We start from the raw sequence: 21,016 nt of genomic DNA on the forward strand, positions 1-21,016 counted from the left end.
CGCGGCGGGGGCGCCTAGCCGAGGGCATCGTCCCCTGGGGGAAGCGGCGCCAGCCGCTCAGGGGGTCAGAAATTGTGCGTGATACCCAGGCTGATGCCGCTGGCGCGTGTCTTGTTGCCTGCGCCCTGATATCCGTTCTTCCACTTGGTCGTGTCCAGTTCCAGGAACAGGCTGGTGCGCTTGGACAGCTGGTAGTCCACAAAGCCGATCAGGCGCTGGAAGCCGTCGTCGCCCTGGCCCGTGCGCTCGCGGTCCACCTTGTAGTAGCCGCCGTTCAGACCGATGACGGGCGTGACGGCGTAGCGCGCGCCCAGGGCCAGGATCTTGTTCGTGGTTTTCGCGGTGTCGCTGGTCTCGGCCTTGTTGCGGCCGTAGTTGAGCATCAGGCGCAGGTCGCCACGGCTCCAGGCGCCACCGATGTTGGCGGCGTCCAGCGTGCGGCCGCTGGCGTCATGGAACTGGGTGTAGGCACTGGTCAGCACCAGGTCGTCCTGGCGCCAGTCCAGGCCCAGGCCGCGCGTGTCCAGGCGCGAGGCCGACACGCCGGTCTCGCCGAAGCTGTACATGGCGCGCGCCGTGAGGCCTCCAAAGCTGCCCGAGTACTTGATGGAGTTGTTGACGCGGTTGGAGCCCACCTTGGTGTTGGTGGCGCCCCATTCGTTGTTGAGGCCGTGGCCCGTGAGGCTGGTGACCTGGATGTTGGGGTTCAGGCCCGCAAAGCGCAGGGCGATGGGATCGACCAGGCCCACGGAGTCGGAGATCAGCGTGTTCTGCCGGCCAGCCGTGACCGTGCCCCAGTGGCCGGCCAGGCCCACGATGGCCGCCCGGTCGAAGGTGCCGGCCACGCCGCCGATGCCGCCCACGTCGGCGCCCAGCGTGGATTCGAGGTTGAAGATGGCGCGCAGGCCGCCGCCCAGGTCCTCGCTGCCGCGTATGCCCCAGCGGCTGGTGGGACCCACGCCGCTGTTGACCGAGCCCATGCTGCCCGCAGCCGGCGCATTGGCGCCCGACAGGCCGCTTTGCGCGCGCACCGACACGTCGATGATGCCGTACAGGCTCACGCTGCTGGTGGACTGCGCCAGGGCGGGGCCGGCCGCGCAGCCTGTGGCCAGCAGGGCGAGGGCGATGTTCTTCTTCTTCATGGTGTCTCCTTGATTTCTTCTGGAAGGCGGGAACTTTGCGAGCGGCCGAGTTTCCGTATGGGAGCCGGTACTGCCTATGTCCGGCGGGCACTAGCTGCTATGTCGTTTCGTTCTCGAAGTGGCTGCGCGCAGGTGCCGGGCAACACCCACTGCAGGGACAGGGAATAGCCCCTGGCGGGACAATGTCGCTCTCAAAAAACATAGCGCCATGCGTATGGCATGCATGGCGCTTCAGGGTTTCGTGTCGGGCTTTCTGAGGCTTGTGCTGTCGTGATGAATCGCCGCTTTTTATTGATGGTCGTGGCAGCGGGCTGGAGCCTGGCCGCGACCGGATGTTCGGGAAAGTCCGGACCTGGGAATGTCTCGGTTTCGCGGCAAAGGCTGCAGGAGGTGGTGGCCCAGCGCTTTCCCCGGCAGTTCCCCGTGGCCGGCATGCTGCAGCTCAAGCTGCATTCGCCGGTGCTGGGATTGCTGCCCGAGCGCAACGCGCTCAATGCGGTGCTGCAGGCCGATCTGTCGGGGCCCGTGCTCAAGCAAGCCTATGGTGGCCATCTGAACCTGGACTTCGCGCTGCGCTACGAGCCCACGGACCGCACGCTGCGCGCCCACCAGATCAAGGTCAACAGCCTGGTCATCAATGATCTGGCGCCCGCCATGAGCGACATGCTCACCACCTACGCCAGCGCGCTGGCCGAGCAGGCGCTGGGCCAGCTCGTGCTCTACCAGCTGCAGGACAAGGAACTGGCCCTGATGGACTCGCTGAACATGGAGCCCGGCGCCATCACGGTGACGCCGGACGGCCTGAGCGTGGCCCTGGTCCAGAAGCCCGTCGCGCCGCGCTGAGCGCAGCGGCGCACCTTCGCCCGCGCCTCAGTCTGCGCGGATATTGGCGGCGCGAATCACCTCGCCCAGCTCGGCACTCTCGGCCTGAATGAAGGCGCCGAACTCGGCCGGCGTGCCGCCCATGGGCGATGCGCCGATGTCGGCCAGCTTCTGCAGCACGGCGGGCTGGGCCAGGCTCTTGTTCAAAGCCTGGTTCAGCGCCTGCACCACGGCCGGCGGCGTGCCGGCCGGCGCCACCAGGCCCCACCACACGGTGGCCTGCACATTCACTCCCAGCGAACGTGCCGTGGGCACGCCCGGCAGCAGGCGCGAACCATTGTGGTTGAGCACCGCCAGGGCGCGCAGCGCACCGCTGCCCACATGGCCTGCCACCTCCAGCGGGTTGATGGCCATGAAGTCCAGCCGCCCGCCCAGCAGGTCGGTCACGGCGGCCGAGCCGCCCTTGTAGGGGATGTGCACGGCCTGGAAGCCGCCTGCGCGCTCCAGCAGGGCGCTGGCCATGTGGCCCGAGCTGCCCACGCCAGCCGTGCCATAGGACAGGGCGCCGGCCTTGGCCTTGCCGGCGGCGATCAGCTCGGCCAGGTTCTTGTGGGGCGACTTGGCGTTCACCACCACGACCAGCGGCGCCTCGCCGATGCGGCCCACCGGGATGAGGTCCTTGAGCGGATCGAAATTGAGCTTGGCGTACAGCGCCTTGTTGGTGGTCAGCGTGTTGGATGCCGTCAGCAGCAGGTAGCCGTCGGCCGCGCCGCGTGCCACCGCGCCCATGCCGATGTTGGTGCCGCCGCCGGGCTTGTTGTCCACCACCAGGGACTGGCCCAGCAGCTCGGCCATGGGCGGCGTGACCAGGCGCGTGATGATGTCCACGCCGCCGCCGGGCGAGTAGGGCACGACCACGGTCACGGGGCGCTCGGGGTAGCCGGCCGCTGTGGCGACCAGGGGCAGGGCCGCCCAGGCGGCGGCGGTGGTGCCGAGCAGGGCCAGTGCGTGGCGGCGGGTGGAATGTCTTGTCATGCATGTCTCCGTTGATTGTTATGACCCGGCGGCAGGGCCGGGTCCGCCATTATTTAGCGTGCCAAGCATGGCTGGGCGCCGAACGTTACGATGCAGCGGCCATCGATTTCTTGGCGAACCCGTCCAGCCTTCAAGGTGCCCCATGACTTCACAGAATCCGCTTTCCGCCTTTTCCGTCACGCGCAAGTGGCCGGCCACGCAGCCGGACCGCATCCAGCTGTATTCCCTGCCCACGCCCAACGGCGTCAAGGTGTCGATCGCTCTGGAGGAGATGGGCCTGCCGTATGAGGCGCACCGCGTGGGCTTCGAGAGCAATGACCAGCTCTCGCCCGAGTTCGTGGACACCTTTCCCAACAACAAGATCCCGGCCATCCTGGACCCGCAGGGTCCGGGCGGAAAGCCGCTGGCGCTGTTCGAGTCGGGCGCCATCCTGGTCTACCTGGCCGAGAAGTCCGGCAGCCCGCTGCTGCCCGCCGACCCGGCCGCGCGCTATGAAACGCTGCAGTGGCTGATGTTCCAGATGGGTGGCGTCGGCCCCATGTTCGGCCAGCTGGGGTTCTTCCACAAATTCGCGGGCAAGGACTTCGAGGACAAGCGCCCGCGCGACCGCTACGTGAACGAGTCCGTGCGCCTGTTGGGCGTGCTGGAGCGCCGCCTCACAGGCCGCGCCTGGGTGATGGGCGAGCAGTTCACCATTGCCGACATCGCCCTGTGGCCCTGGGTGCGCAACATGGTGGTGGAGCAGGGCTACAACGCGGCCGAACTGCTGGGCTGGGAGCGCTTTCTCGAGCTGCAGCGCGTGCTGGCCGCCTTCGTGGCGCGCCCGGCCGTGCAAAAGGGCCTGGTGACGCCGCCGCGCAACTGACCCGGCGGGCGTTGCATTTCTGGGCCGCACTGTCCCAGCCATGGTGGCTTTCAAAACGGGCGCGGGGGCCGCATCTGTCCGAGAATGCAGCGCCCCCTTTTTTCTTGCGGGCGCAGCCTCACAGGAGCCACGATGACCGCAGCCACCACCCCCGTCCTCCAGAGCCAGCCGCTGGGCCCGCTGTGGCCCACCATGGACCCCTTCCTGTTCTGTGCCCACCATGACGACGCCTATCCACCCAGCGATGGCCGACTGGGCGTGCAGGCCGTGGACCTGGAAGGCCGCCAGATGGGCAGCGACTTCAGCCGCAAGGACGGCTTTTCCATGTACCACGGCGATGGCGTGCCGGGCTTTCCCGGCCACCCGCACCGCGGCTTCGAGACCGTGACCCTGGTGCGCAAGGGCCTGATCGACCATTCCGATTCGCTGGGCGCGGCCGCGCGCTTTGGCGGCGGCGACGTGCAGTGGCTCACGGCCGGCAAGGGCATACAGCATTCGGAGATGTTCCCGCTGCTCAACAGCGACGCGCCCAATCCGCTGGAGCTGTTCCAGATCTGGCTGAACCTGCCTGCGCGCTCCAAGATGGTGGAGCCGCACTTCACCATGTTCTGGAACGAGCGCATCCCGCGGCTGGAGCACGCAGACGCCGCAGGCCGCAGGACCGTGGTCACCGTGGTCGCAGGCAGCCTGCCCGGCACGGCGGCCGCCCTGCCTCCGCCGCCCGAATCCTGGGCCTCGCAACCCGAGGGCGACGTGGCCATCTGGACGCTGCGCCTGGAGCCCGGCGCGCGCTGGACGCTGCCGCGCGCAGCCGGCGTGGACACGCAGCGCATGCTGTATTTCTTTGCTGGCCAGGCACTGCAGGTCGGGCCCACGGCGCTGGCCCAGCATGCGGCCCTGCATGTGGATGCCACGCAGGACTGGGAACTGCACAACAGCGGCGCCGACGCCGTGGAATGCCTGGTGCTGCAAGGCCGCCCCATTGGCGAGAGCGTGGCGCAGTACGGCCCCTTCGTGATGAACACGCAGCAGGAAATCATGCAGGCCATGCAGGACTACCGGCGCACCCAGTTCGGCGGATGGCCCTGGGCCGAGCAGGACCCGGTGCATGGCGCAGAGAACCGGCGCTTTGCGCGCTACCCGGGCGCTGCGGTCGAGGAGCAGCCTCCAGCCGCCTGAGTCCGGTCAGGCCGCGTCAGGCCGTGTCTGCGGGTGGATGAAAGCTGGCCGGCGCGGGCGTGCGCCCCAGCTCCTTGAGGATCTTCAGCGTGATGGCCATGCCGGTGTTGCCTGCGGGCACGCCGGCATAGACGGCGGTCTGCAGCAGCACTTCGCGGATGGTGTCCAGATCCAGCGGCGCGGCCTCGGCATCGGCCGGGTCGGCCAGCAGGCCCGTGCGGATGTGCAGCTCGAACTCTTCCCAGCGGCCCATGGATGCCGTGATGGCCAGCACCATGATGCGGCGCGTGCGGCGCTCCAGGCCGGGGCGGCTCCAGATGCCGTCCCAGGCATAGGCCGTGATCATGCGCTGGAACTCCACATTCAGTTCGTTGGCGCGCGCCACGGATTGGTCCACCCATTCATCGCCCAGCACGCGGCGGCGGTTGGCAAGGCCGCGCTGCAGGGCGTCGGCGGAAGATTCGGTCATGGCGGGGGTTCCTGTCTCAAGCAATGGCATGGGTCTGCGGCGCCGCCAGCAGCGCCAGGCATGCATCATGCGATGCCTGCACGGCGCGGGCCGGGTCGCAGGCCCGGGCCAGCGCATCTTGCAGCGCTTGCAGAGCTGCTGCGTCCAGCCGGGGCGCGGCCCATTCGGCCAGCAGCAGGCGCAGCTCGCGCCCCTGCTCCAGCGCCTGCGGGGCCAGCAGTTCCACGGCGGCCAGAGCCTCGGGCTTGCCCGTCCAGGGCGCCATGGCGTGCACGCAGGCCTCTGAAAACACCAGTCCGTGCAGGCCCCGCACATGGCTCAGCATGCGCTGCGGATGCACCTGCAGCGACTGCGCGGCCTGGCGCAATGCGGCGGCGGCGCCATGCACATGGCGCCACAGGTCGGGCCAGTGCGCGACCTCGGCCTGCCACTCGCCCAGCGCGCGCTCATGGGCCTGGGCCATGCAGCCCAGCAGCAGGGCCGCGAGCTGGGGGATGGCCTGGGCCTGTGCCACCGCCTGCATCAGGTGCACGGGATTGCGCTTGTGCGGCATGGCGCTGGAGGTGCTGCCGCGCGGCGCCTCGCTGACCTCGCCCACCTCGTACTGCGACATCAGCGACCAGTCCTTGGCCAGCTTGGCCAGGCTGCCGCCGCATATGGCGGCCTCCATGGCCAGGCGCATCCAGTCGTCGCGCTGGGTATGCCAGCTGCGGCCGCAGGCCGACAGGCCCAGGCGCCGGGCCAGTGCCTGCTCCACCTCGGCACGGTGGCTTCCCAGCACGGCGCCATTGCCCACGGCGCCGCCCAATTGCACGCACAGCGCAGCGGCGGCAAGCCTTTCGAGCTGTTCGATGCTGCGCCCCACGGCGGCTGCCGACTGCGCGCACTTGAAGCCGAAGCTGGTGATCTGCGCGGGCTGCAGCAAGCTGCGCGCCAGCATGGGCGTGGCCGCGTGCGTGCGGGCCAGGGCCTGCAGTGCGGACTGCAGCGCGCCCAGCTCGGCCAGCAGCGCCTGCAGGGCCTGCTGCGTGAGCAGGGCCTGCGCCGTGTCCACGGCGTCCTGCGTGGTCGCACCCCAGTGCAGCCAGGGCAGGCCTTCCGGGGCGTGGGCCTGCAGCCACTGCTGCAGCGGCCGCACCACGGCCAGGCCCAGCGCGCCGCTGGCGCGTGCCTGCTCCACCACGCCTTCGCACGTGAGCGGCGCCTGCGCGCAGGCGCGCGCAATGGCCTCGGCGGCCGGGCGCGGCACCAGGCCGCAGTCGGCCTGGGCCTGGGCCAGCGCGCTCTCGAAGCGCAGCAGCGCCTGCAGCCAGCGCGCGTCTGCAAACCAATGGCCGCTGTCGGCGGGGCCCAGATAGTCCTTCACCAATGACATGCTGTCCTTGCCGGTCTCAGGCCGTGGCGCCCGAGGCCTTGATCACGGCCGCCCACTTGGCGCTCTCCACCTGGATGCGGGCCGCGTACTGCGCGCCATCGCCCAGCAGCGGCACGGCCCCCTCGATGCCCAGGCGCGACTGGAAGGACTCGGCAGACGCCACCTTGAGGATGTCGCGCCCCAGTGCGCGCACCGTCTCGGCAGGCGTGCCCTTGGGCGCGAGGATGCCGTAGGTCAGCGAGCTCTCGAATTCGGCCAGCGCACGCACGCCGGACTCGGCCACCGTGGGCACGTCGGGCAGCTGGGGCTGGCGTTTGGCGCCGGTCACGGCCAGGGCGCGCAGCTTGCCGGCCTTCACCAGGGCCATGGCCGCGGGAATCACGCCAAAGCTGAAGTCCACATTGCCGCCCACCAGGTCGGTCAGCGACGGGGCCGTGCCCTTGTACGGCACGTGGATGGCCTTGGCGCCCAGCGCGTGGGCGAACATCTCGCCCGTCAGGTGGCCGCCCGTGCCCGAGCCGCTGGAGGCGTAGTTCATCTCGCCGCTGCGCTTGCGCATCTGCTCGGCCAGGTCGGCCACGCTGCGCACGGGCGAGGAAGCCGGCACCACCAGCAGCAGGGCCGACGAGGCGAACATGGCCACCGGCTGCAGATCGGTGGCCGCATTGAACTTGAGGCCCGGATACAGCGAGGGATTGATGGACACCGTGCCCGTATGGCCCAGCAGCCAGGTGCTGCCGTCGCCCGCCGCACGCACCACGGCTTCCGTGCCCAGGTTGCCCCCCGCGCCGGCCTTGTTCTCCACGATCATCCCGTAGCCGAAGGACTCGTTGAGGCCATGCGCCATCTGCCGCGCAAACACATCGTTGCCGCCGCCTGGCGCAAACGGCACCACCAGTCGGCTGCCGCGCTTTTGGGCCCAGGCCGGCAGCGCACAGGCGGCCAGCGCGGCGGCGGCGGTGGACAGCCACATCCGGCGCGGCAAAGAGGTCTGAGAGGCTTGAGCGGTTTGAGAGGTGGGCCGGGAATCCATGCGTCTGTCTCCTGAAATAGTCGTTGTCACGCAGTGTGGTGCAGCGCAGCCTGGGAAAACAGCAGTTGCATCTGCGTTGTGATTCAAGAAAATGTGTGAAATGGACGTGAGATACATACACAATTTCTTGAGAGTGGTGGACACCGGCTCCATGTCCGAGGCCGCTCGCCAGCTGGACCTGAGCCCCTCGGCCATTGCCCAGCAGATGCGCGTGCTGGAAGGCGAGCTGGGTGCGCCGCTGCTGGTGCGCCATGGCCGCAGCGTGCGCGCCACCGAGGCGGGCGAGCGGCTGTTCGAGCGCGGCCGCCAGCTGCTGCAGGACTTCGAGGGCCTGCGCGAATGGGTGGCCTCGGACGCGGACGGCGGCGAGCTGCGGCTGGGCACCGTGAACACGGCGCTGCACGGCTTTGTGCCCGCCGTGATGCGGGCCTTCGTGGCGCGTCACGCCGAGGTGCGCATCAGCGTGCGCGCCGGCCTCACGCCCGAGCTGTACACGGCCCTGGTCCAGTCCGAGCTGGACGTGCTGATCTGCCTGCAACCCTCGTTCGACCTGCCCAAGACCGTGTGCTGGGCCGAGCTGCGCCAGGAGCCTTTGGTCGTGCTGTGCCGCGCCCGCGATGCGCAGCAGGACCCGCTGGCCCTGCTGCGCACCCGGCCCCTGGTGCGCTATGACCGTTCCCTGGCCGGTGGCCGGCTGGCCGACCGCTACCTGCGCGCCCAGGGCATTGCGCCGCTGGAGCGCATGGAACTGAACTCGGTGCTGGCCGTGGCCATGATGGTGGACCAGGGCCTGGGCGTGGGCCTGGTGCCCGACATAGGCCCCGTGCTCTCCCAGGGACGCGACGTGCGCGTGCTGGCGCTGCCGGAGCAGGGCGCCGCTGCGGACGGCGCCGGCTCCCGCCCCGCCGATGCGCGCAAGGTGGGCCTGCTGTGGCTCAACACCTCGGCCCGCGCGCGCTGGGCGCGCAGCCTGCTCGAATGTGCGCGCGAGTGCCTGGCTTGAGGTCGGGCGGCCGGTGAACCCACGGCCGCGACGCTGGAATGCCCCAGGTCGCCGACAATGGCAGCTTTGCGCGGCGCGCCTTCTGCGCTGCGGTTTTCCAAGGCCTTTGCCATGAACATCACCAAAGACACCGCCGTCACCATCAACTACAAGATCACCGACAAGCTGGGCAAATTGCTCGACAAGGGCGACGTGGCCTATCTGCACGGCGGCTACGACAACATCTTCGCCAAGGTGGAAGCCGCCCTGGACGGCAAGGCCGTGGGCGACACGCTGACCGTGGACCTGGCCGTGGAAGACGCCTTCGGCGCGCGCGACGAGAGCCTGACGCGCACCATTCCCAAGGGCGAGTTCCCGCCCGGCGTGAAGGTCGGCGGCCAGCTGCGCGGCACGGATGACCAGGGCCAGCCCCAGATCTACCACGTGGTCAAGATCAAGGGCCCCGTGGTGCTGCTGGACGGCAACCACCCGCTGGCCGGCATGGCGCTGCACTTTGCCTGCAAGGTCACCGAAGTGCGCGCGGCCAAGCCCGAGGAAATCGAGCACCGCCACGTGCACGGCGGCCACGGCCACCACCATTGAGAGGCAGGGCCGGGATATACCCGGTCCGCACGCCCCGCAAAGCACAAAGGCCGCCTGGCATGCCCGGCGGCCTTTGTGTTTTCCGACTAGACCGCCTCCAGCGCCAGCAGCGCCGTGGCGGTGTTGGAGATCGGTATGTGGTAGTTGCCGTGCACGCGGCGCACGCCGGGCGCAGCCGCGGACAGGGCGCCGCGCATGGCCAGCCACATCAGCAGTTCCACACCCTGGGTGCCGGTCTTTTCCACCAGTTCATGCACGCTGAACTGCGTGGCCCATTCGGGATTGGTGGCCATGCTTTCAAGGAACTGCAGGTCGAAGGCCTTGTTGATGAAGCCCGCACGCTCGCCATCGAGCTGGTGCGACAGGCCTCCTGAGGCAATGACGGCCACGCGCTGGTCGCTGTTCCAGCGCGCAATCGCCCGGCCCACGGCCTGCCCCAGCGCATAGCAGCGGCGTGCCGAGGGCAGCGGGAACTGCACGGTGTTGATGCACACCGGCACGACGGCCACAGGGCAGTCGCCCTCGGGCCAGAACAGCTTGAGCGGCAGCGTGCAGGCGTGGTCCACCAGCATTTCCTGGCAGCTGACCACGTCGAAATCCTCGCCCACCAGAGACTCGATCAGGTGCCATGACAGCTCCGTGTGGCCGCGCAGCGGTGCCAGCGTGGGAATGCCCCAGCCTTCGTCGGCGTTGCAGTAGCGCTCGGCCGCGCCCACGGCGAAGGTGGGCATCTTGTCGAGGAAGAAGTTCAGGCCGTGGTCGTTGTAGAACATCACCACCACGTCGGGGCGCTGGGCGGCCAGCCATTCGCGGATGGGCGGGAAGCCGTCGAAGAAGGGCTTCCAGTAGGGCTCGTTCTGCAGGCCCTTGTGGATGGCGTTGCCGATGGCGGGAATGTGCGAGGTGCCGAGGCCGCCGATGAGATGTGCCATGGTGGGTGTCTCCTGTGCTGTGTCTTGCGTGTGGTCTGCGGCGGGGCTCAGGCGTGCGAGCGCAGCAGGGCCTGGAATTCGGCCTTGGTCATGCCGGTCTGCTGGGCGCCTATGTCCTGCATGTCCAGGTGGAAGATGCCGGCCAGCTTGGCCAGGTAGTAGGCGTTGCCGCCGGCCGCGATCATCTGCAGCACGTTGCGGGCGCGCACGGCATCGGCCTGCTCCTGGTTCAGCCCGTAGCTGCGCATATAGGCCTCCTCGTCGGCCAGGAAGGCCTGGCGGTTGGCCAGCTCGTTGAAGGAAAAGCACATGCTGTTGAGCGCATAGCCCTTGCGGGCCTGCCTGCCGTCGAACAGGGTGGTGCCGGGAATCTGCGGCTGATCGGCCATGTTTTGTCTCCGGTATTTGCGTTGGATCAGCGGCAGTGTCCGGCCCGCGTTGCCAAAGATAAAGCGGCGGCCAATCATGGAATGCATGAGACAAATCGATGGATCGCAGCTCGATGGCAGGCTGCTGCAGCTGCTGCTGGCCGTGCTGGAGACCGGCAGCGTCACGGCGGCGGCGCAGCGCCTGGGCGTGACGCAATCGGCCGTCAGCCATCTGCTGGACAAGCTGCGCGCCATCACGGGCGACCGATTGTTCGTGCGGCAGGGGCGGGGCATTGCGCCCACGGCCCATGCGCTGGCGCTGCAGGCCCCGGCGCGCGAGCTGCTGCGGCAGATGCAGCAGTTCGGCCAGGGGCCCAGCTTTGACCCCGCGCACTGGCGTGCCGAGATCACCATTGCCGCCAACGATCTGCAGCGCGAGTTGCTGCTGCCCGCGCTGGCCCGGCGCCTGCGCACGCAAGCGCCCGCAGCCATGCTGCGCGTGATCGACAGCGGCGCGCCGGATGCCGAACTGCTGCGCTCGGACGCCTGCCTGCTGGCCATCAGCCCGCGCCCGCCCGATGCCACGGACATCGTGCAAAAGCGCCTGTTCAGCGATGAGTACGCAGTCTTCTATGACAGCGCCGTGCGACAGCCGCCAGCCAGCCTGGCCGACTATCTGCAGGCCGACCACGCCACCGTGGCCTATGCCGACCGCCAGGCGCTGGACCTGGACCTGCAACTGCAGGCGCGCGGGCTGGAGCGCCGCTTTGCCGTGCGCGTGCCGGGCTTTGCGGCGCTGGCCGCCTTTGTGCGCGGCACGCCGCTGCTGGCGACGGCGCCGTCGCTGCTGGGCCGCACGGCCCTGTCATCGCTGGCCAGCTTTGCCGTACCCGTGGACTGCCCGCCGCTGCCCATGTTCATGATCTGGCACACGCGCCACCAGGCCGATCCCGCCCATGCGTGGCTGCGCGGGCAGTTGCAGCAGGTGGTGGCGCAGGCGCTTGGCGGCGCCGGGCCGTCAATGCCTGCGAAGCAAGGCGCGGCGCAGCAGGCGTGCTGCGCGGTTGCGGATCTGGAAGGGGCTGTGGCTCACGGCCGGGCTCACGCGGGCGCGTGAGCAGGCGGCCAGGAAGTCGCGCAGCAGCACGCTGTCATCCAGCGTGCTGGTGTCCGGGTTGCGGAACTGGAATTCGGGGTGCCACTGCGTGGCCGCGATATAGCTCTTGAGCGTGCCGGGCTTGCGGAAGATGGCCTCGGGAATGCGGTCGGGCAGGCTCCAGGCCTCCACATCGAACTCGGGCGCCACGTCCTTGATGCCCTGGTGGTGGATGCTGTTCACGCGTGCGCGGTCCAGCGTGGGGTACAGCGCCTCCAGCCGGCTGCCGGGCACGATGGCGATGTCGTGGTAGTGGCGGTCGTACTCGGTGGGATTGCGGTGCAGCTGCGAGCCGGGCACCTGGGTCTCGATGTCCTGGTAGAGCGTTCCGCCGAAGGCCACGTTGATCAGCTGCAGACCGCGGCAGACGCCGAAGATGGGCTTGCCGGCCTGGGAAAACGCCTCGACCACGGCCAGGTCGTAGAGGTCGCGCACGCGGTCGCCCAGCCATTCGGGGCGCATGGGTTCCTCGCCATAGCTGCCGGGCCAGACATCGGCGCCGCCGTGCATGACCACGCCGTCCAGCCACTCGGCATAGTGCTCCAGCGTCACGTCGCCGCGCGCGGTCTCGCCTGTGGGGCAGGGCACCATCACCACCATGGCGCCGGCCGACATGATCCAGTGCGCTATCGATTGCTCCACGTACTGCAGCGTCTTGCCCGTGAAAAGCGGACGCTGCGGGTCCGCATGGGAGAAACAGGCCGAAAGGCCGATCTTGAGGCGGCGTGAGGCAAGTGGGCTCATGGGGTGGTGGGCAAGGGGAAAGTCCTGATGGTCACGTTGTAAGCCCAATCGTGCCTGCGACCTGTAGGAAGGGGTTGAACGCCCGCGACCGGCGCAGGGCCATCACTGCAAATAGGTGTAGGTGAATGCAAGAGTTGTCTTGAGGCATCTCAAGCTTTTTCAGTCCATTCGTGCAGGCGCCCCGCCTGCGGGTGTAGCCTGTAGGCAGGGGTTGGGGCTGCGGATGCTGCAGCGCGAAAAACCTGACGACGCAGGGTGCGACTTGCTGTGCAGGCAGCCCGCATGGCGTTACGATGGATTCGCCAGTTCATCAATGGCCCCGACAACCCCGCCGCGCCGGTGGTGCGGCTTTTGGCGACTAGGAGGATATGCATGCAAGTTCAGGTTCATGCCGACGATTCGATCCAGGGTGGCGAGTCCTTGGCGCAATGGGCGCAGGAAGAGATCAACGCCAAGCTGGCGAGATTCAAGGACTACGTGGTACGCGTGGAGGTTTTCCTCACCGGCGTCGATGCGCTCAAGACCTCGGGCGCTCCCGGCAAGCGCTGCGTTCTGGAGACCCGGGCCAATGGCCGCCCGCCGATCGCCGTGAACGCCGAGGCTGAAAAGGTCAAGGATGCCTTCAACGCGGCCATTGAAAAGCTGAAGCGGGCCGTGGAGACCGACCTGGGCAAGCTCAAGGACAAGAACGGCCGCGAGAGCGTTCGCGGCGTGGAAGACGGCACCGAGGTGGATGCGGCCAGCCCGGCCTGACCCTCGAAATTCCCGCAACACAAACGGCAAGGCGCCCCATTTTGGGGCGCCTTTTGGTTGGGCAGGGCCATGGCTGCAGGTCGATCGCCGCAGCAAGCGCGTTCAGCGCGAGGCGCGCAGCACCACGCCGTCCAGCGAAGGCGCATGCAGCGGCTTCAGGGGCGATGCCAGCGGCGGCCCGAAGCGGCGCGCCGCACCTGCGGGCAGGGCCTGCGCATTCTGACCGGCCTCCGCTTCCCATTGCGCGCGGGCCTCGGCGATCTCTTCGCTGGTGCGGGCCACGAAGTTCCACCACAGCAAGATGGCTTCATCCATGGGCTCGCCGCCAATGACCAGCAGGCGGCTGCCGGGCGTGGTCTCGATGGCGACCGAGGCCGTGCCCAGGGGCAGGTAGAGCAGTTCCTCCACCGGCAGGGGCTGGCCGTTCACGCTCACGCTGCCTTCCAGGCTGAGCACGGCATGCTCGAAATCGGCACGCAGCGGCAGCGTGGCGACGGCATTGCCATTGCCATTGCCTGCGCTGTCCGCATGCAGGTCCACGCTCATCAGGGGCGTGTGCACCTCGGCCGGCGACGTCAGGCCCAGCGCTTCGCCGGCCAGCACCGTGGCCGTGAAGTCGCCCACCGTGGTCCTGGGCAGCTCGGGGTAGTGCTGGAAGCGCGGCGGACCGTTGCGGTGCGACTCGGGCAGCGCAATCCACAGCTGCGCGGCGTGGATGTGCGAGGGCGTCTGGCTTTCCTCGGAATGGGCGATGCCGTGGCCGGCCGTCATCAGGTTGACCTGGCCGGGGCGGATGATCTGGGTGTGGCCCAGGCTGTCGCGGTGCAGCACTTCGCCGCGGATCATCCAGGTGAAGGTCTGCAGGCCGATGTGCGGATGCGGGCCGACCTGCATGCCCGGTGGCGCGGGGTCGGCAGGACCGGCGTGGTCGAGAAAGCACCAGGCGCCGACCTTGCGCAGGGCGCGCTGGGGAATCGCGCGCTGGATGGGAATGCCGCCCACATCGGCGGTGCGGGTGGGCAGGTGCTGGGGTTGGGTCAGGGGCTGGGACGTGTCGGACATGGTCGGATCGGCCTGTTTCGTGGGGGAAGCCACCAGTGTCGTGCAGCGCGGCGCAGCAGGCAAACGCGGCTCGCATGGATTGGGCCTGTTCGCTGACAGCGCGTTCTCAGGAACATTGTTTACATTCGAAGAACGGACCGGCGCCCGCCATTTTGGCGGGCGCCGGCCTCACTCTTACAGGAGAAACCGCCATGAATACATCCGTACAGACGCAAGCCGAAGCCGCTGAAGAGGCGGTCCAGAGCGCCGTGGAAGTCCAGCGATTCCCCGAGAAGTTCGAAGCCACGGTCACCGGCAATGTGCAGCACCGGGTAGGCGACGGCCCCCTGGAAGACATTCCGCGCGGCACCCGAGTGCAGGTGGCCACGGCCATCGGAAGCTATGTGCTGTCCTGGACCCAGGACGAGCAGCCGATCACCGTGTCGCTGGCCAAGCGCGAGTTCGAGCTCTATGTCGATACCGGGGAGATCGAGGTCAGCCAAGCCTGACGCCGGCCATGTCCCCAACCACTCCCAAAAGCCCTGCGGCCTGACAGCTGCAGGGCTTTTTGCATGGTGGCCCGGCCCGCGCTCAGGCCGGCAACTGCAGCGCGGTCTGGATGTGCACCTCGCCGGCCAGCAGCTTGTGCACGGGGCAGGCCTCGGCCACCTGCAGCAGGCGCTGGCGCTGCTCGTCGTCCAGCGCGCCTTGCAGCGTGATCTGGCGTTCGATCAGGTTGCCGCTGGCGGGCGTGCCTTCGGGGTTCAGGCGCAGTTGCACGTCCACCTGCTCCAGCTTCCACTGCTTGCGCGCCGCGTACATCTGCAGCGTGACCGTGGTGCAGGCGCCCAGGGCCGACAGCAGCAGTTGCAGCGGGTTGGGCGCCGTGTCGCCTCCGCCCTTGTCCGCAGGCTCGTCCACATGCCAGCGGTGGCCTTGGGGGTCGCCAAGCGTGACGCGATAGGGGGTGTCCGTGCTGGTGGCGTGGGCGCTGTGGATCATGGAAAGTCCTTTGTCCTGGAAGTTGCCGCAAGAGGCGCGGGGGAGGCGGAGCGGATGACTCTACGCCTGCTTTGCGTCCGCTGCCTGGGGCCGGTGCTTCATGCGCAGCGGGATTTTGAGGTAGTGCACGCCATTGGCCTCGGCCGCGGGCCAATGGCCTGCGTGCATGTTGACCTGGATGGCGGGCAGCAGCAGGGCGGGCGCGGATAGCGTGGCGTCTCGCTGGTTGCGCATGGCCACGAAGCTGGCTTCGTCCACGCCCGTGTGCACGTGCACATTGCCGGCGCGTTGCGCGTCCACCGTGGTTTCCCAGGCATGGCGGTCGCGGCCCGGCGCCTTGTAGTCATGGCACATGAACAATCGCGTTGCGGGCGGCAGGGCCAGCAGGCGCTGGATGGAGCGGAACAGCGTGCCCGCATCGCCGCCGGGGAAGTCGGCGCGCGCCGTGCCGTAGTCGGGCATGAACAGCGTATCGCCCACGAAGACCGCGTCCGCGATGCGGTAGGACACGCAGGCCGGCGTATGGCCGGGCGTGTGCATCACCTCGATGCGCAACCCGCCCAGCGGCAGGCTGTCGCCGTCGGCCAGCAGCCGGTCGAAGGGCTGGTCGACGCCTGACGCGGGCAGGTTGAAGACGGGGCGGAAGATGCGCTGCACCTCGCGGATGTGCTCGCCCACGGCAATCGGGGCGCCCGTGCGCTCGCGCAGGTACGGGGCCGCGCTGAGGTGATCGGCATGGGCATGGGTTTCCAGAATCCAGCGCACTCGCAGGCCCTGGGCCTGCGCGGCGTCCAGCACGGCATCGGCCGAGCCGGTGTGGGCCTGGCCGCTGGCGTGGTCGTAGTCGAGCACGGGGTCGATGACGGCGGCCTCGGCCGTGTCCGCATCCCAGGCCAGGTAGGTCACGGTGTGGGTGTTGGCGTCGAAGAACGGTGCAATGCGCAGCGGCGATGTCATGAAGGCACTCCTGGTTCGATGGCTCGTGTGCAGCCTGTCGGCGATTATATTAGAATTTGCTAAATTAGATTGTTCTTGATCAACCATGACCGAACCGACGCTCTCTCCCGAACAGGCCTTTTTGCAGCAGGGCGCTGCACGTGCCGCCGCGCTGCTGCGCGCCGTGGGCAACGAGAGGCGCCTGCTGGTGCTGTGCCTGCTGATCGAGCATGGCGAGCTGTCCGTGGGCGAATTGCTGCAGCAGATCCCGCTGAGCCAGTCGGCCCTGTCCCAGCACCTGGCCCGCATGCGCGAAGAGGGTCTGGTCGCCTACCGCCGCGAGTCGCAGACGCTGTACTACCGCATCGCCAATCCCGATGTGCAAAAGCTGGTGGCCACGCTCAAGAGCATCTTCTGCGCCTGAAATCCTCTGTTCCCAAGGAGCTGATCCATGTCTCTTTCCTCCGTCTCCTCACAAGCCGCCCGCCAGATGCAGGAGCAGGGCGCCTGGCTCATCGACATCCGCGCGCCGGACGAACATGCGCGCGAACGCATAGGCGGCGCCCGCAGCTTGCCCATGGACCGCCTGGCGGCGGGAGCCCTGGCCGGCGCGCCCGCCGCCGTGGTGTTTCACTGCCGCTCCGGCCACCGCACGCGTCTCAACGCCCAGGCCCTGGCGGCAGCCTTGCCGCCCGGCTGTGCCGGCCATGTGCTCGATGGCGGCCTGGACGCCTGGAAGGCACAAGGCCTGCCCGTGCTGCGCGACAGCCGCCAGCCGCTGGAGCTGCAGCGCCAGGTGCAACTGGGTGCGGGCGGGCTGGCGCTGCTGGGCGCCGTGCTCGGCGCCACGGTGTCCCCGTGGTGGCACCTGCTGTCGGCCTTCGTGGGCTGCGGCCTGATCGTGGCCGGTGCCACGGGCTTTTGCGGATTGGCGCGCGTTCTGATGAAGGCGCCCTGGAACCGGCGCGCCCTGGGGCAGTGACGGCGCCTGCACTGAATCCAGCCTGACGTCTGCTGTCCGACCCCCAAGTTCCCCTGTTCAGGGGACTGTGGAGAACCCCGGACGGCAGTACGATAGCTGTATGACATCTGTTTACGCTCAACGCCGCGCACGCTTGGCCGCCCAGTTGGGCGCTGGCGGCATCGCCATCATTCCCACCGCTCCCGAGCGCCAGCGCAACCGGGACACCGGCTACCTGTACCGCCACGACAGCTACTTCTACTACCTGACCGGCTTTGCCGAGCCCAATGCCTGCCTGGTGCTGGCCGCCGACGGCACCAGCGTGCTGTTCTGCCAGCCCAAGGACCTGGAGCGCGAAATCTGGGACGGCATCCGCCTGGGCCCCGAGGCCGCCGTGGCCACGCTGGGCGTGAGCCAGGCGTTCTCCAGCGCCGAGATCGATACGCGCCTGCCCCGCCTGCTGGAGAACCGGGGCCGCCTCTGGTATCCGTTCGCCACGCATGAAGGCCTGGCCGTGCGCGTGGAAGGCTGGCTGGGCCAGGTGCGCGCGCGCGTGCGCTTCGGCGCGCTGTGCCCGGCCGAGCAGGGCGACCTGTGCACGCTGCTGGACGAGATGCGCCTGGTCAAGGACGCGCATGAGCAGGACATCATGCGCCGCGCCGCCGCCATCAGCGCCCAGGCCCATATCCGCGCCATGCAGCGCTCGGCACGCATGCTGCGCGCAGGCCAGGAGGTGCGCGAATACCACCTGGACGCCGAACTGCTGCATGAATTCCGCCAGCAGGGCTCGCAGTACGTGGCCTACGGCTCCATCGTGGCAGCCGGCGCCAACGCCTGCGTGCTGCATTACCAGGCCGACAAGGCGCCCGTGCACGCGGGCGAGCTGGTGCTGATCGATGCGGGCTGCGAGCTCGACGGCTACGCCAGCGACATCACGCGCACCTTCCCCGCCGATGGCCGCTTCACCGGCCCGCAGCGCGCGCTCTACGAGCTGGTGCTGGAAAGCCAGAAGGCCGCCGTGGCGGCCACGCGCGCCGGTGCGCGTTTCAACGATCCGCACGACGCCACCGTGGCCGTGCTGGCGCAGGGCATGCTGGACCTGGGCCTGCTGGACAGAAAGGTCTATGGCAACGCCCAGGACGTGATCGAGCAGCGCGCCTTCTTCCAGTTCTACATGCACCGCACGGGCCACTGGCTGGGCATGGACGTGCACGACTGCGGCAGCTATGTGGAGCCCTCGGAGCTGGGCCAGTCGCACGAGCGCAAGGACCCGCTGTCGGGCGAGACCATCACCAACCGCCCCAGCCGCATCCTGCGCCCGGGAATGTGCACCACCATCGAGCCGGGCATCTACGTGCGCCCTGCGGCCGGCGTGCCCGAGCAGTTCCACAACATCGGCATCCGCATCGAGGACGATGCCATCGTCACCGAGACGGGCTGCGAGCTGATCACGCGCGGCGTGCCCGTGGAGCCCGACGAGATAGAAGCCTTGATGCGTGACTGACAACGCCAGCCTGCCCACCACCGGCCCCGTGTCCACCCTCATGCCCGCCCCATCGGCCTATGTCCCACCCGCGCTGCCACGGCTGAGTTGGCGCATCTTCACGGTGCTCTGGCTGCTGGGCCTGCCCGGCGTGGCGGCCATGGCCTGGTTCGTGCTGCCCGACTGGATGCGCCTGCTGGGCCTGCCCGTGGAGCCGCTGGCCACGCCTCTGGCCGGCATTGGCGTGATGGCCGCGCTGCTGGCCCTGCCCGTGGGCGTCGGGGTGTGGCTGGGGCCAAGGCTGGGCCTGTCCGCACCGCTGTTGACCACCTGGGTGGCCGGGCGTTCGCCCCAGCGCGCCGTGCGCTACCTCACGTTGCCAGGGCTGGCTGGCGGCGTGGTCGGCGCGGCCTGGCTGGTGACCCTGGCCCTGGCCTGGCCCGACGACCTGACCCTGATCGACCCCGTCTACGCCATGCCGCTGGGCGCCAAGATCCTGTACGCGGGCATCACGGCCGAGCTGGTGATGCGCCTGGGCGGCATGACGCTGGTGATGTGGCTGCTGTGGCGGCTGAGCGGGCGCACCGACCGCCGCCCGGGCTGGATGCTGGGCTGGTGGTCGGTGATGCTGTCGGCCCTGCTCTGGGGCTTGCTGCAGCTGGCGCTGGCCTGGGGTACCTGGGGCGGCCTGTCGGACGGGCTGGTGCTGCAGCTGCTGCTGTTCGAAATCGTCCACGGCGCCGTGGGCGGCTTCCTGTTCTGGCGCTATGGCCTGGAGGCGGCCATGGTGGCCCATGCGATCACCTATCTGCTCTCGCACGGGCTGGTGTGACTCTAGCCAAACCTCAGCGAGCCGAACAAGCCTTCGGTCTCATCCTTGGGGCCGGCCGCGAAGTACAGGGCATTGCTGTCGCCCAGGGCCACACCGTTGCCGAACTGCAGCGCCCAGAGGCCCGGTATGGCGACCGGGCGATCCTGGCCATCGCGCAGCTCGTCCACGTAGCTGCCGCTGTCCAGGTCGAAGGCGCAGATGCGGCCCGCGCCGCCAAAGTTGCCCACCAGCAACCGGCCCGATAGCGGCCCGAAGTCGGGCGGTGCGATGGCCACGCCCCAGGGCGCGTTGAGCCTGCCATCGTCTGAATAGATCCGCTGCAGGCGGCCGTCCAGATCGAACTCGGCCAGCTTGCCGCGCGCGGGGCGGTTGCCGGTGGCGGCCTCGCGCTCTGCATCCATGGCATCTTCCTCACCTGCGAAGAAGGCGTTGGCGTCCTCGGGGTCGGGCTGGCTCATGGCGTAGAGCACGAAGACGCGGTCTCTTGAGCCGTCGTTGACAACCTGAATATTGAACGGCACGGGATCGCCAGGTCTGGCAATGCCGGCAGGGCCGCTGGCGAAGGGGTTGACGAAGCCCTGGGTGGGGGTGAGCTGCCACTGCGCGTCCAGTGTGCGGATCTGAGGCTGGTCGCCGAAATCGGCCAGCCACAGACGGTCCCAGCGGCCCGTATGCAGGGCCGCGCCGAAGAAGGCCATGCCCCGGCCCGTGCCATCGAAGACCTCGACGGCTGGGCCGTCCACGCGCACGATGGCGCCCGTCTCTGCGTCGCGCTCGGTCCAGGCGCTGACGCTGCCGCTGTCGGTCACGAAGACGAAGCGCGCCGCGCCGTCGAGCAGGCGCCCGCCTGCGGGCTGGCTGCGCACGCGGAACAGGTGGGATTCCAGGGGCGCGCCGTGGTAGACCACGCCAGTGACCTTGCCTGCGCTGCCGTCGTCGATCCGGGAGTCCGACTGGGGCACGGCCACCTTGCGAAGGCCGTCCTGGCGCAGTGTGCGCAGGCTTGGCTCGGACGAGCGCGAAACGTCACCCAGGTATTGCCAGGAAGTGCCACCGCCGCCAATCCAGAAATGGCCGCCTGCGCCGGCCGGGCGGATGGCAATGCCCCAGCCGTTGACGAAGTCGGGTTCCGTGAAGCGCGCGCCGTAGCCAGCATGGCTGGCGAGCAGGGGTGTCTGGAGGTAGCGGTTGGCGGGTGCGCCGCCGCTGCAGGCGGTCAGGGCCGAGGAAGCGAGGGCGCTCAGAACAAAATGTCGCCGGTCGAGCATGTTGGATTTTCTGGTGGCATGGCAAAGCGGTGGAT

At 68.8% G+C, this 21,016-nt stretch carries 24 protein-coding genes; 12 read left to right on the forward strand and 12 right to left on the reverse strand.

The genetic code is table 11. The features are described 5' to 3' along the window. Positions 1-65: 65 nt before the first annotated feature. A complete protein-coding gene (locus KDK82_RS18115) occupies positions 66-1,142 on the reverse strand; it encodes a porin (protein WP_088165812.1) in 1,077 nt (358 codons plus the stop codon). 294 nt (positions 1,143-1,436) lie between these two features. On the opposite strand from KDK82_RS18115, the gene KDK82_RS18120 reads away from it, so the two are divergent. Continuing rightward, on the forward strand, positions 1,437-1,985 hold the full coding sequence (locus KDK82_RS18120) for a DUF1439 domain-containing protein (RefSeq protein WP_088165813.1): 549 nt from the start codon (positions 1,437-1,439) through the stop codon (positions 1,983-1,985). 27 nt (positions 1,986-2,012) lie between these two features. On the opposite strand, the gene KDK82_RS18125 is transcribed toward KDK82_RS18120, so the two are convergent. Then, the gene (locus tag KDK82_RS18125; protein WP_013804548.1) at positions 2,013-2,999 is read right to left on the reverse strand and encodes a tripartite tricarboxylate transporter substrate binding protein; all 987 of its coding nucleotides are present in this window, start codon (positions 2,997-2,999) and stop codon (positions 2,013-2,015) included. Between the two features lie 142 nt (positions 3,000-3,141). Between KDK82_RS18125 and KDK82_RS18130 the strand changes: the two genes are divergently transcribed. Then, positions 3,142-3,864: a glutathione S-transferase C-terminal domain-containing protein gene (locus KDK82_RS18130; RefSeq protein ID WP_088165814.1), complete on the forward strand. Its 723-nt coding sequence runs from the start codon at positions 3,142-3,144 to the stop codon at positions 3,862-3,864. A gap of 132 nt (positions 3,865-3,996) precedes the next feature. Then, complete coding sequence (locus tag KDK82_RS18135; protein ID WP_088165815.1) at positions 3,997-5,043, forward strand: pirin family protein; 1,047 nt, start codon at positions 3,997-3,999, stop codon at positions 5,041-5,043. A 16-nt stretch (positions 5,044-5,059) separates the two neighbouring features. Here the strand turns inward: KDK82_RS18135 and KDK82_RS18140 are convergent, their stop codons facing one another. From KDK82_RS18140 to KDK82_RS18150, 3 genes are read right to left on the reverse strand one after another with little or no spacing between them, the layout of a single operon-like run. Beyond that, entirely contained in the window at positions 5,060-5,512 is a 453-nt protein-coding gene (locus tag KDK82_RS18140) for a carboxymuconolactone decarboxylase family protein (protein WP_088165816.1), read from the reverse strand. Positions 5,513-5,528: 16 nt separating this feature from the next. After that, on the reverse strand, positions 5,529-6,887 hold the full coding sequence (locus KDK82_RS18145; RefSeq protein WP_088165817.1) for a lyase family protein: 1,359 nt from the start codon (positions 6,885-6,887) through the stop codon (positions 5,529-5,531). 16 nt (positions 6,888-6,903) lie between these two features. Then, positions 6,904-7,920, reverse strand: a complete 1,017-nt coding sequence (locus tag KDK82_RS18150; RefSeq protein WP_088165818.1) for a tripartite tricarboxylate transporter substrate binding protein — start codon at positions 7,918-7,920, stop codon at positions 6,904-6,906. Positions 7,921-8,020: 100 nt separating this feature from the next. On the opposite strand from KDK82_RS18150, the gene KDK82_RS18155 reads away from it, so the two are divergent. Both KDK82_RS18155 and KDK82_RS18160 read left to right on the forward strand, forming a co-directional pair. Beyond that, positions 8,021-8,923, forward strand: coding sequence for a LysR family transcriptional regulator (locus tag KDK82_RS18155; RefSeq protein ID WP_043825400.1), 903 nt, complete (start codon positions 8,021-8,023; stop codon positions 8,921-8,923). A 111-nt stretch (positions 8,924-9,034) separates the two neighbouring features. After that, the gene (locus tag KDK82_RS18160) at positions 9,035-9,505 is read left to right on the forward strand and encodes a peptidylprolyl isomerase (RefSeq protein WP_034399899.1); all 471 of its coding nucleotides are present in this window, start codon (positions 9,035-9,037) and stop codon (positions 9,503-9,505) included. A gap of 86 nt (positions 9,506-9,591) precedes the next feature. Here the strand turns inward: KDK82_RS18160 and KDK82_RS18165 are convergent, their stop codons facing one another. Both KDK82_RS18165 and KDK82_RS18170 read right to left on the reverse strand, forming a co-directional pair. Continuing rightward, positions 9,592-10,437, reverse strand: a complete 846-nt coding sequence (locus KDK82_RS18165; protein WP_047326366.1) for a class III extradiol dioxygenase family protein — start codon at positions 10,435-10,437, stop codon at positions 9,592-9,594. A 47-nt stretch (positions 10,438-10,484) separates the two neighbouring features. Then, a complete protein-coding gene (locus KDK82_RS18170; protein ID WP_012202847.1) occupies positions 10,485-10,826 on the reverse strand; it encodes a protocatechuate 4,5-dioxygenase subunit alpha in 342 nt (113 codons plus the stop codon). Between the two features lie 76 nt (positions 10,827-10,902). Between KDK82_RS18170 and KDK82_RS18175 the strand changes: the two genes are divergently transcribed. Further along, complete coding sequence (locus KDK82_RS18175; RefSeq protein WP_088165819.1) at positions 10,903-11,922, forward strand: LysR family transcriptional regulator; 1,020 nt, start codon at positions 10,903-10,905, stop codon at positions 11,920-11,922. Here the strand turns inward: KDK82_RS18175 and KDK82_RS18180 are convergent. Then, positions 11,824-12,705, reverse strand: coding sequence for a gamma-glutamyl-gamma-aminobutyrate hydrolase family protein (locus KDK82_RS18180; protein ID WP_012202849.1), 882 nt, complete (start codon positions 12,703-12,705; stop codon positions 11,824-11,826). The genes KDK82_RS18175 and KDK82_RS18180 overlap by 99 nt on opposite strands. A gap of 372 nt (positions 12,706-13,077) precedes the next feature. Between KDK82_RS18180 and KDK82_RS18185 the strand changes: the two genes are divergently transcribed. After that, on the forward strand, positions 13,078-13,458 hold the full coding sequence (locus tag KDK82_RS18185) for an HPF/RaiA family ribosome-associated protein (RefSeq protein ID WP_012202850.1): 381 nt from the start codon (positions 13,078-13,080) through the stop codon (positions 13,456-13,458). A gap of 102 nt (positions 13,459-13,560) precedes the next feature. Here the strand turns inward: KDK82_RS18185 and KDK82_RS18190 are convergent, their stop codons facing one another. Then, positions 13,561-14,520 carry a pirin family protein gene (locus KDK82_RS18190; protein WP_088165820.1) on the reverse strand — a complete coding sequence of 320 codons (960 nt, stop codon included), beginning with the start codon at positions 14,518-14,520 and terminating at the stop codon, positions 13,561-13,563. Positions 14,521-14,711: 191 nt separating this feature from the next. Here KDK82_RS18190 and KDK82_RS18195 point away from each other — a divergent pair, with 191 nt between their 5' ends. Then, on the forward strand, positions 14,712-15,008 hold the full coding sequence (locus KDK82_RS18195) for a hypothetical protein (protein ID WP_012202852.1): 297 nt from the start codon (positions 14,712-14,714) through the stop codon (positions 15,006-15,008). An 82-nt stretch (positions 15,009-15,090) separates the two neighbouring features. Here the strand turns inward: KDK82_RS18195 and KDK82_RS18200 are convergent, their stop codons facing one another. Further along, positions 15,091-15,501, reverse strand: a complete 411-nt coding sequence (locus tag KDK82_RS18200) for an OsmC family protein (RefSeq protein WP_065346860.1) — start codon at positions 15,499-15,501, stop codon at positions 15,091-15,093. A 60-nt stretch (positions 15,502-15,561) separates the two neighbouring features. After that, positions 15,562-16,458 carry an MBL fold metallo-hydrolase gene (locus KDK82_RS18205; protein ID WP_088165821.1) on the reverse strand — a complete coding sequence of 299 codons (897 nt, stop codon included), beginning with the start codon at positions 16,456-16,458 and terminating at the stop codon, positions 15,562-15,564. Positions 16,459-16,543: 85 nt separating this feature from the next. On the opposite strand from KDK82_RS18205, the gene KDK82_RS18210 reads away from it, so the two are divergent. The 4 genes from KDK82_RS18210 to KDK82_RS18225 all read left to right on the forward strand — a co-directional run bounded on the left by KDK82_RS18210 (position 16,544) and on the right by KDK82_RS18225 (position 19,713). Continuing rightward, entirely contained in the window at positions 16,544-16,861 is a 318-nt protein-coding gene (locus KDK82_RS18210) for a helix-turn-helix transcriptional regulator (RefSeq protein WP_012202855.1), read from the forward strand. Between the two features lie 27 nt (positions 16,862-16,888). Beyond that, positions 16,889-17,419: a rhodanese family protein gene (locus KDK82_RS18215; RefSeq protein WP_088165822.1), complete on the forward strand. Its 531-nt coding sequence runs from the start codon at positions 16,889-16,891 to the stop codon at positions 17,417-17,419. Between the two features lie 100 nt (positions 17,420-17,519). Then, positions 17,520-18,902, forward strand: a complete 1,383-nt coding sequence (locus KDK82_RS18220; RefSeq protein ID WP_043825414.1) for an aminopeptidase P N-terminal domain-containing protein — start codon at positions 17,520-17,522, stop codon at positions 18,900-18,902. Further along, positions 18,895-19,713 carry a hypothetical protein gene (locus tag KDK82_RS18225; RefSeq protein WP_012202858.1) on the forward strand — a complete coding sequence of 273 codons (819 nt, stop codon included), beginning with the start codon at positions 18,895-18,897 and terminating at the stop codon, positions 19,711-19,713. Before KDK82_RS18220 ends, KDK82_RS18225 begins: the two co-directional genes overlap by 8 nt. Positions 19,714-19,715: 2 nt before the next feature. On the opposite strand, the gene KDK82_RS18230 is transcribed toward KDK82_RS18225, so the two are convergent. After that, entirely contained in the window at positions 19,716-20,981 is a 1,266-nt protein-coding gene (locus KDK82_RS18230) for a TIGR03118 family protein (protein ID WP_088165823.1), read from the reverse strand. Between the last annotated feature and the right edge of the window lie 35 nt (positions 20,982-21,016).

Source organism: Delftia sp. K82 (assembly GCF_002193035.1).
Lineage (GTDB): Bacteria > Pseudomonadota > Gammaproteobacteria > Burkholderiales > Burkholderiaceae_C > Comamonas > Comamonas acidovorans.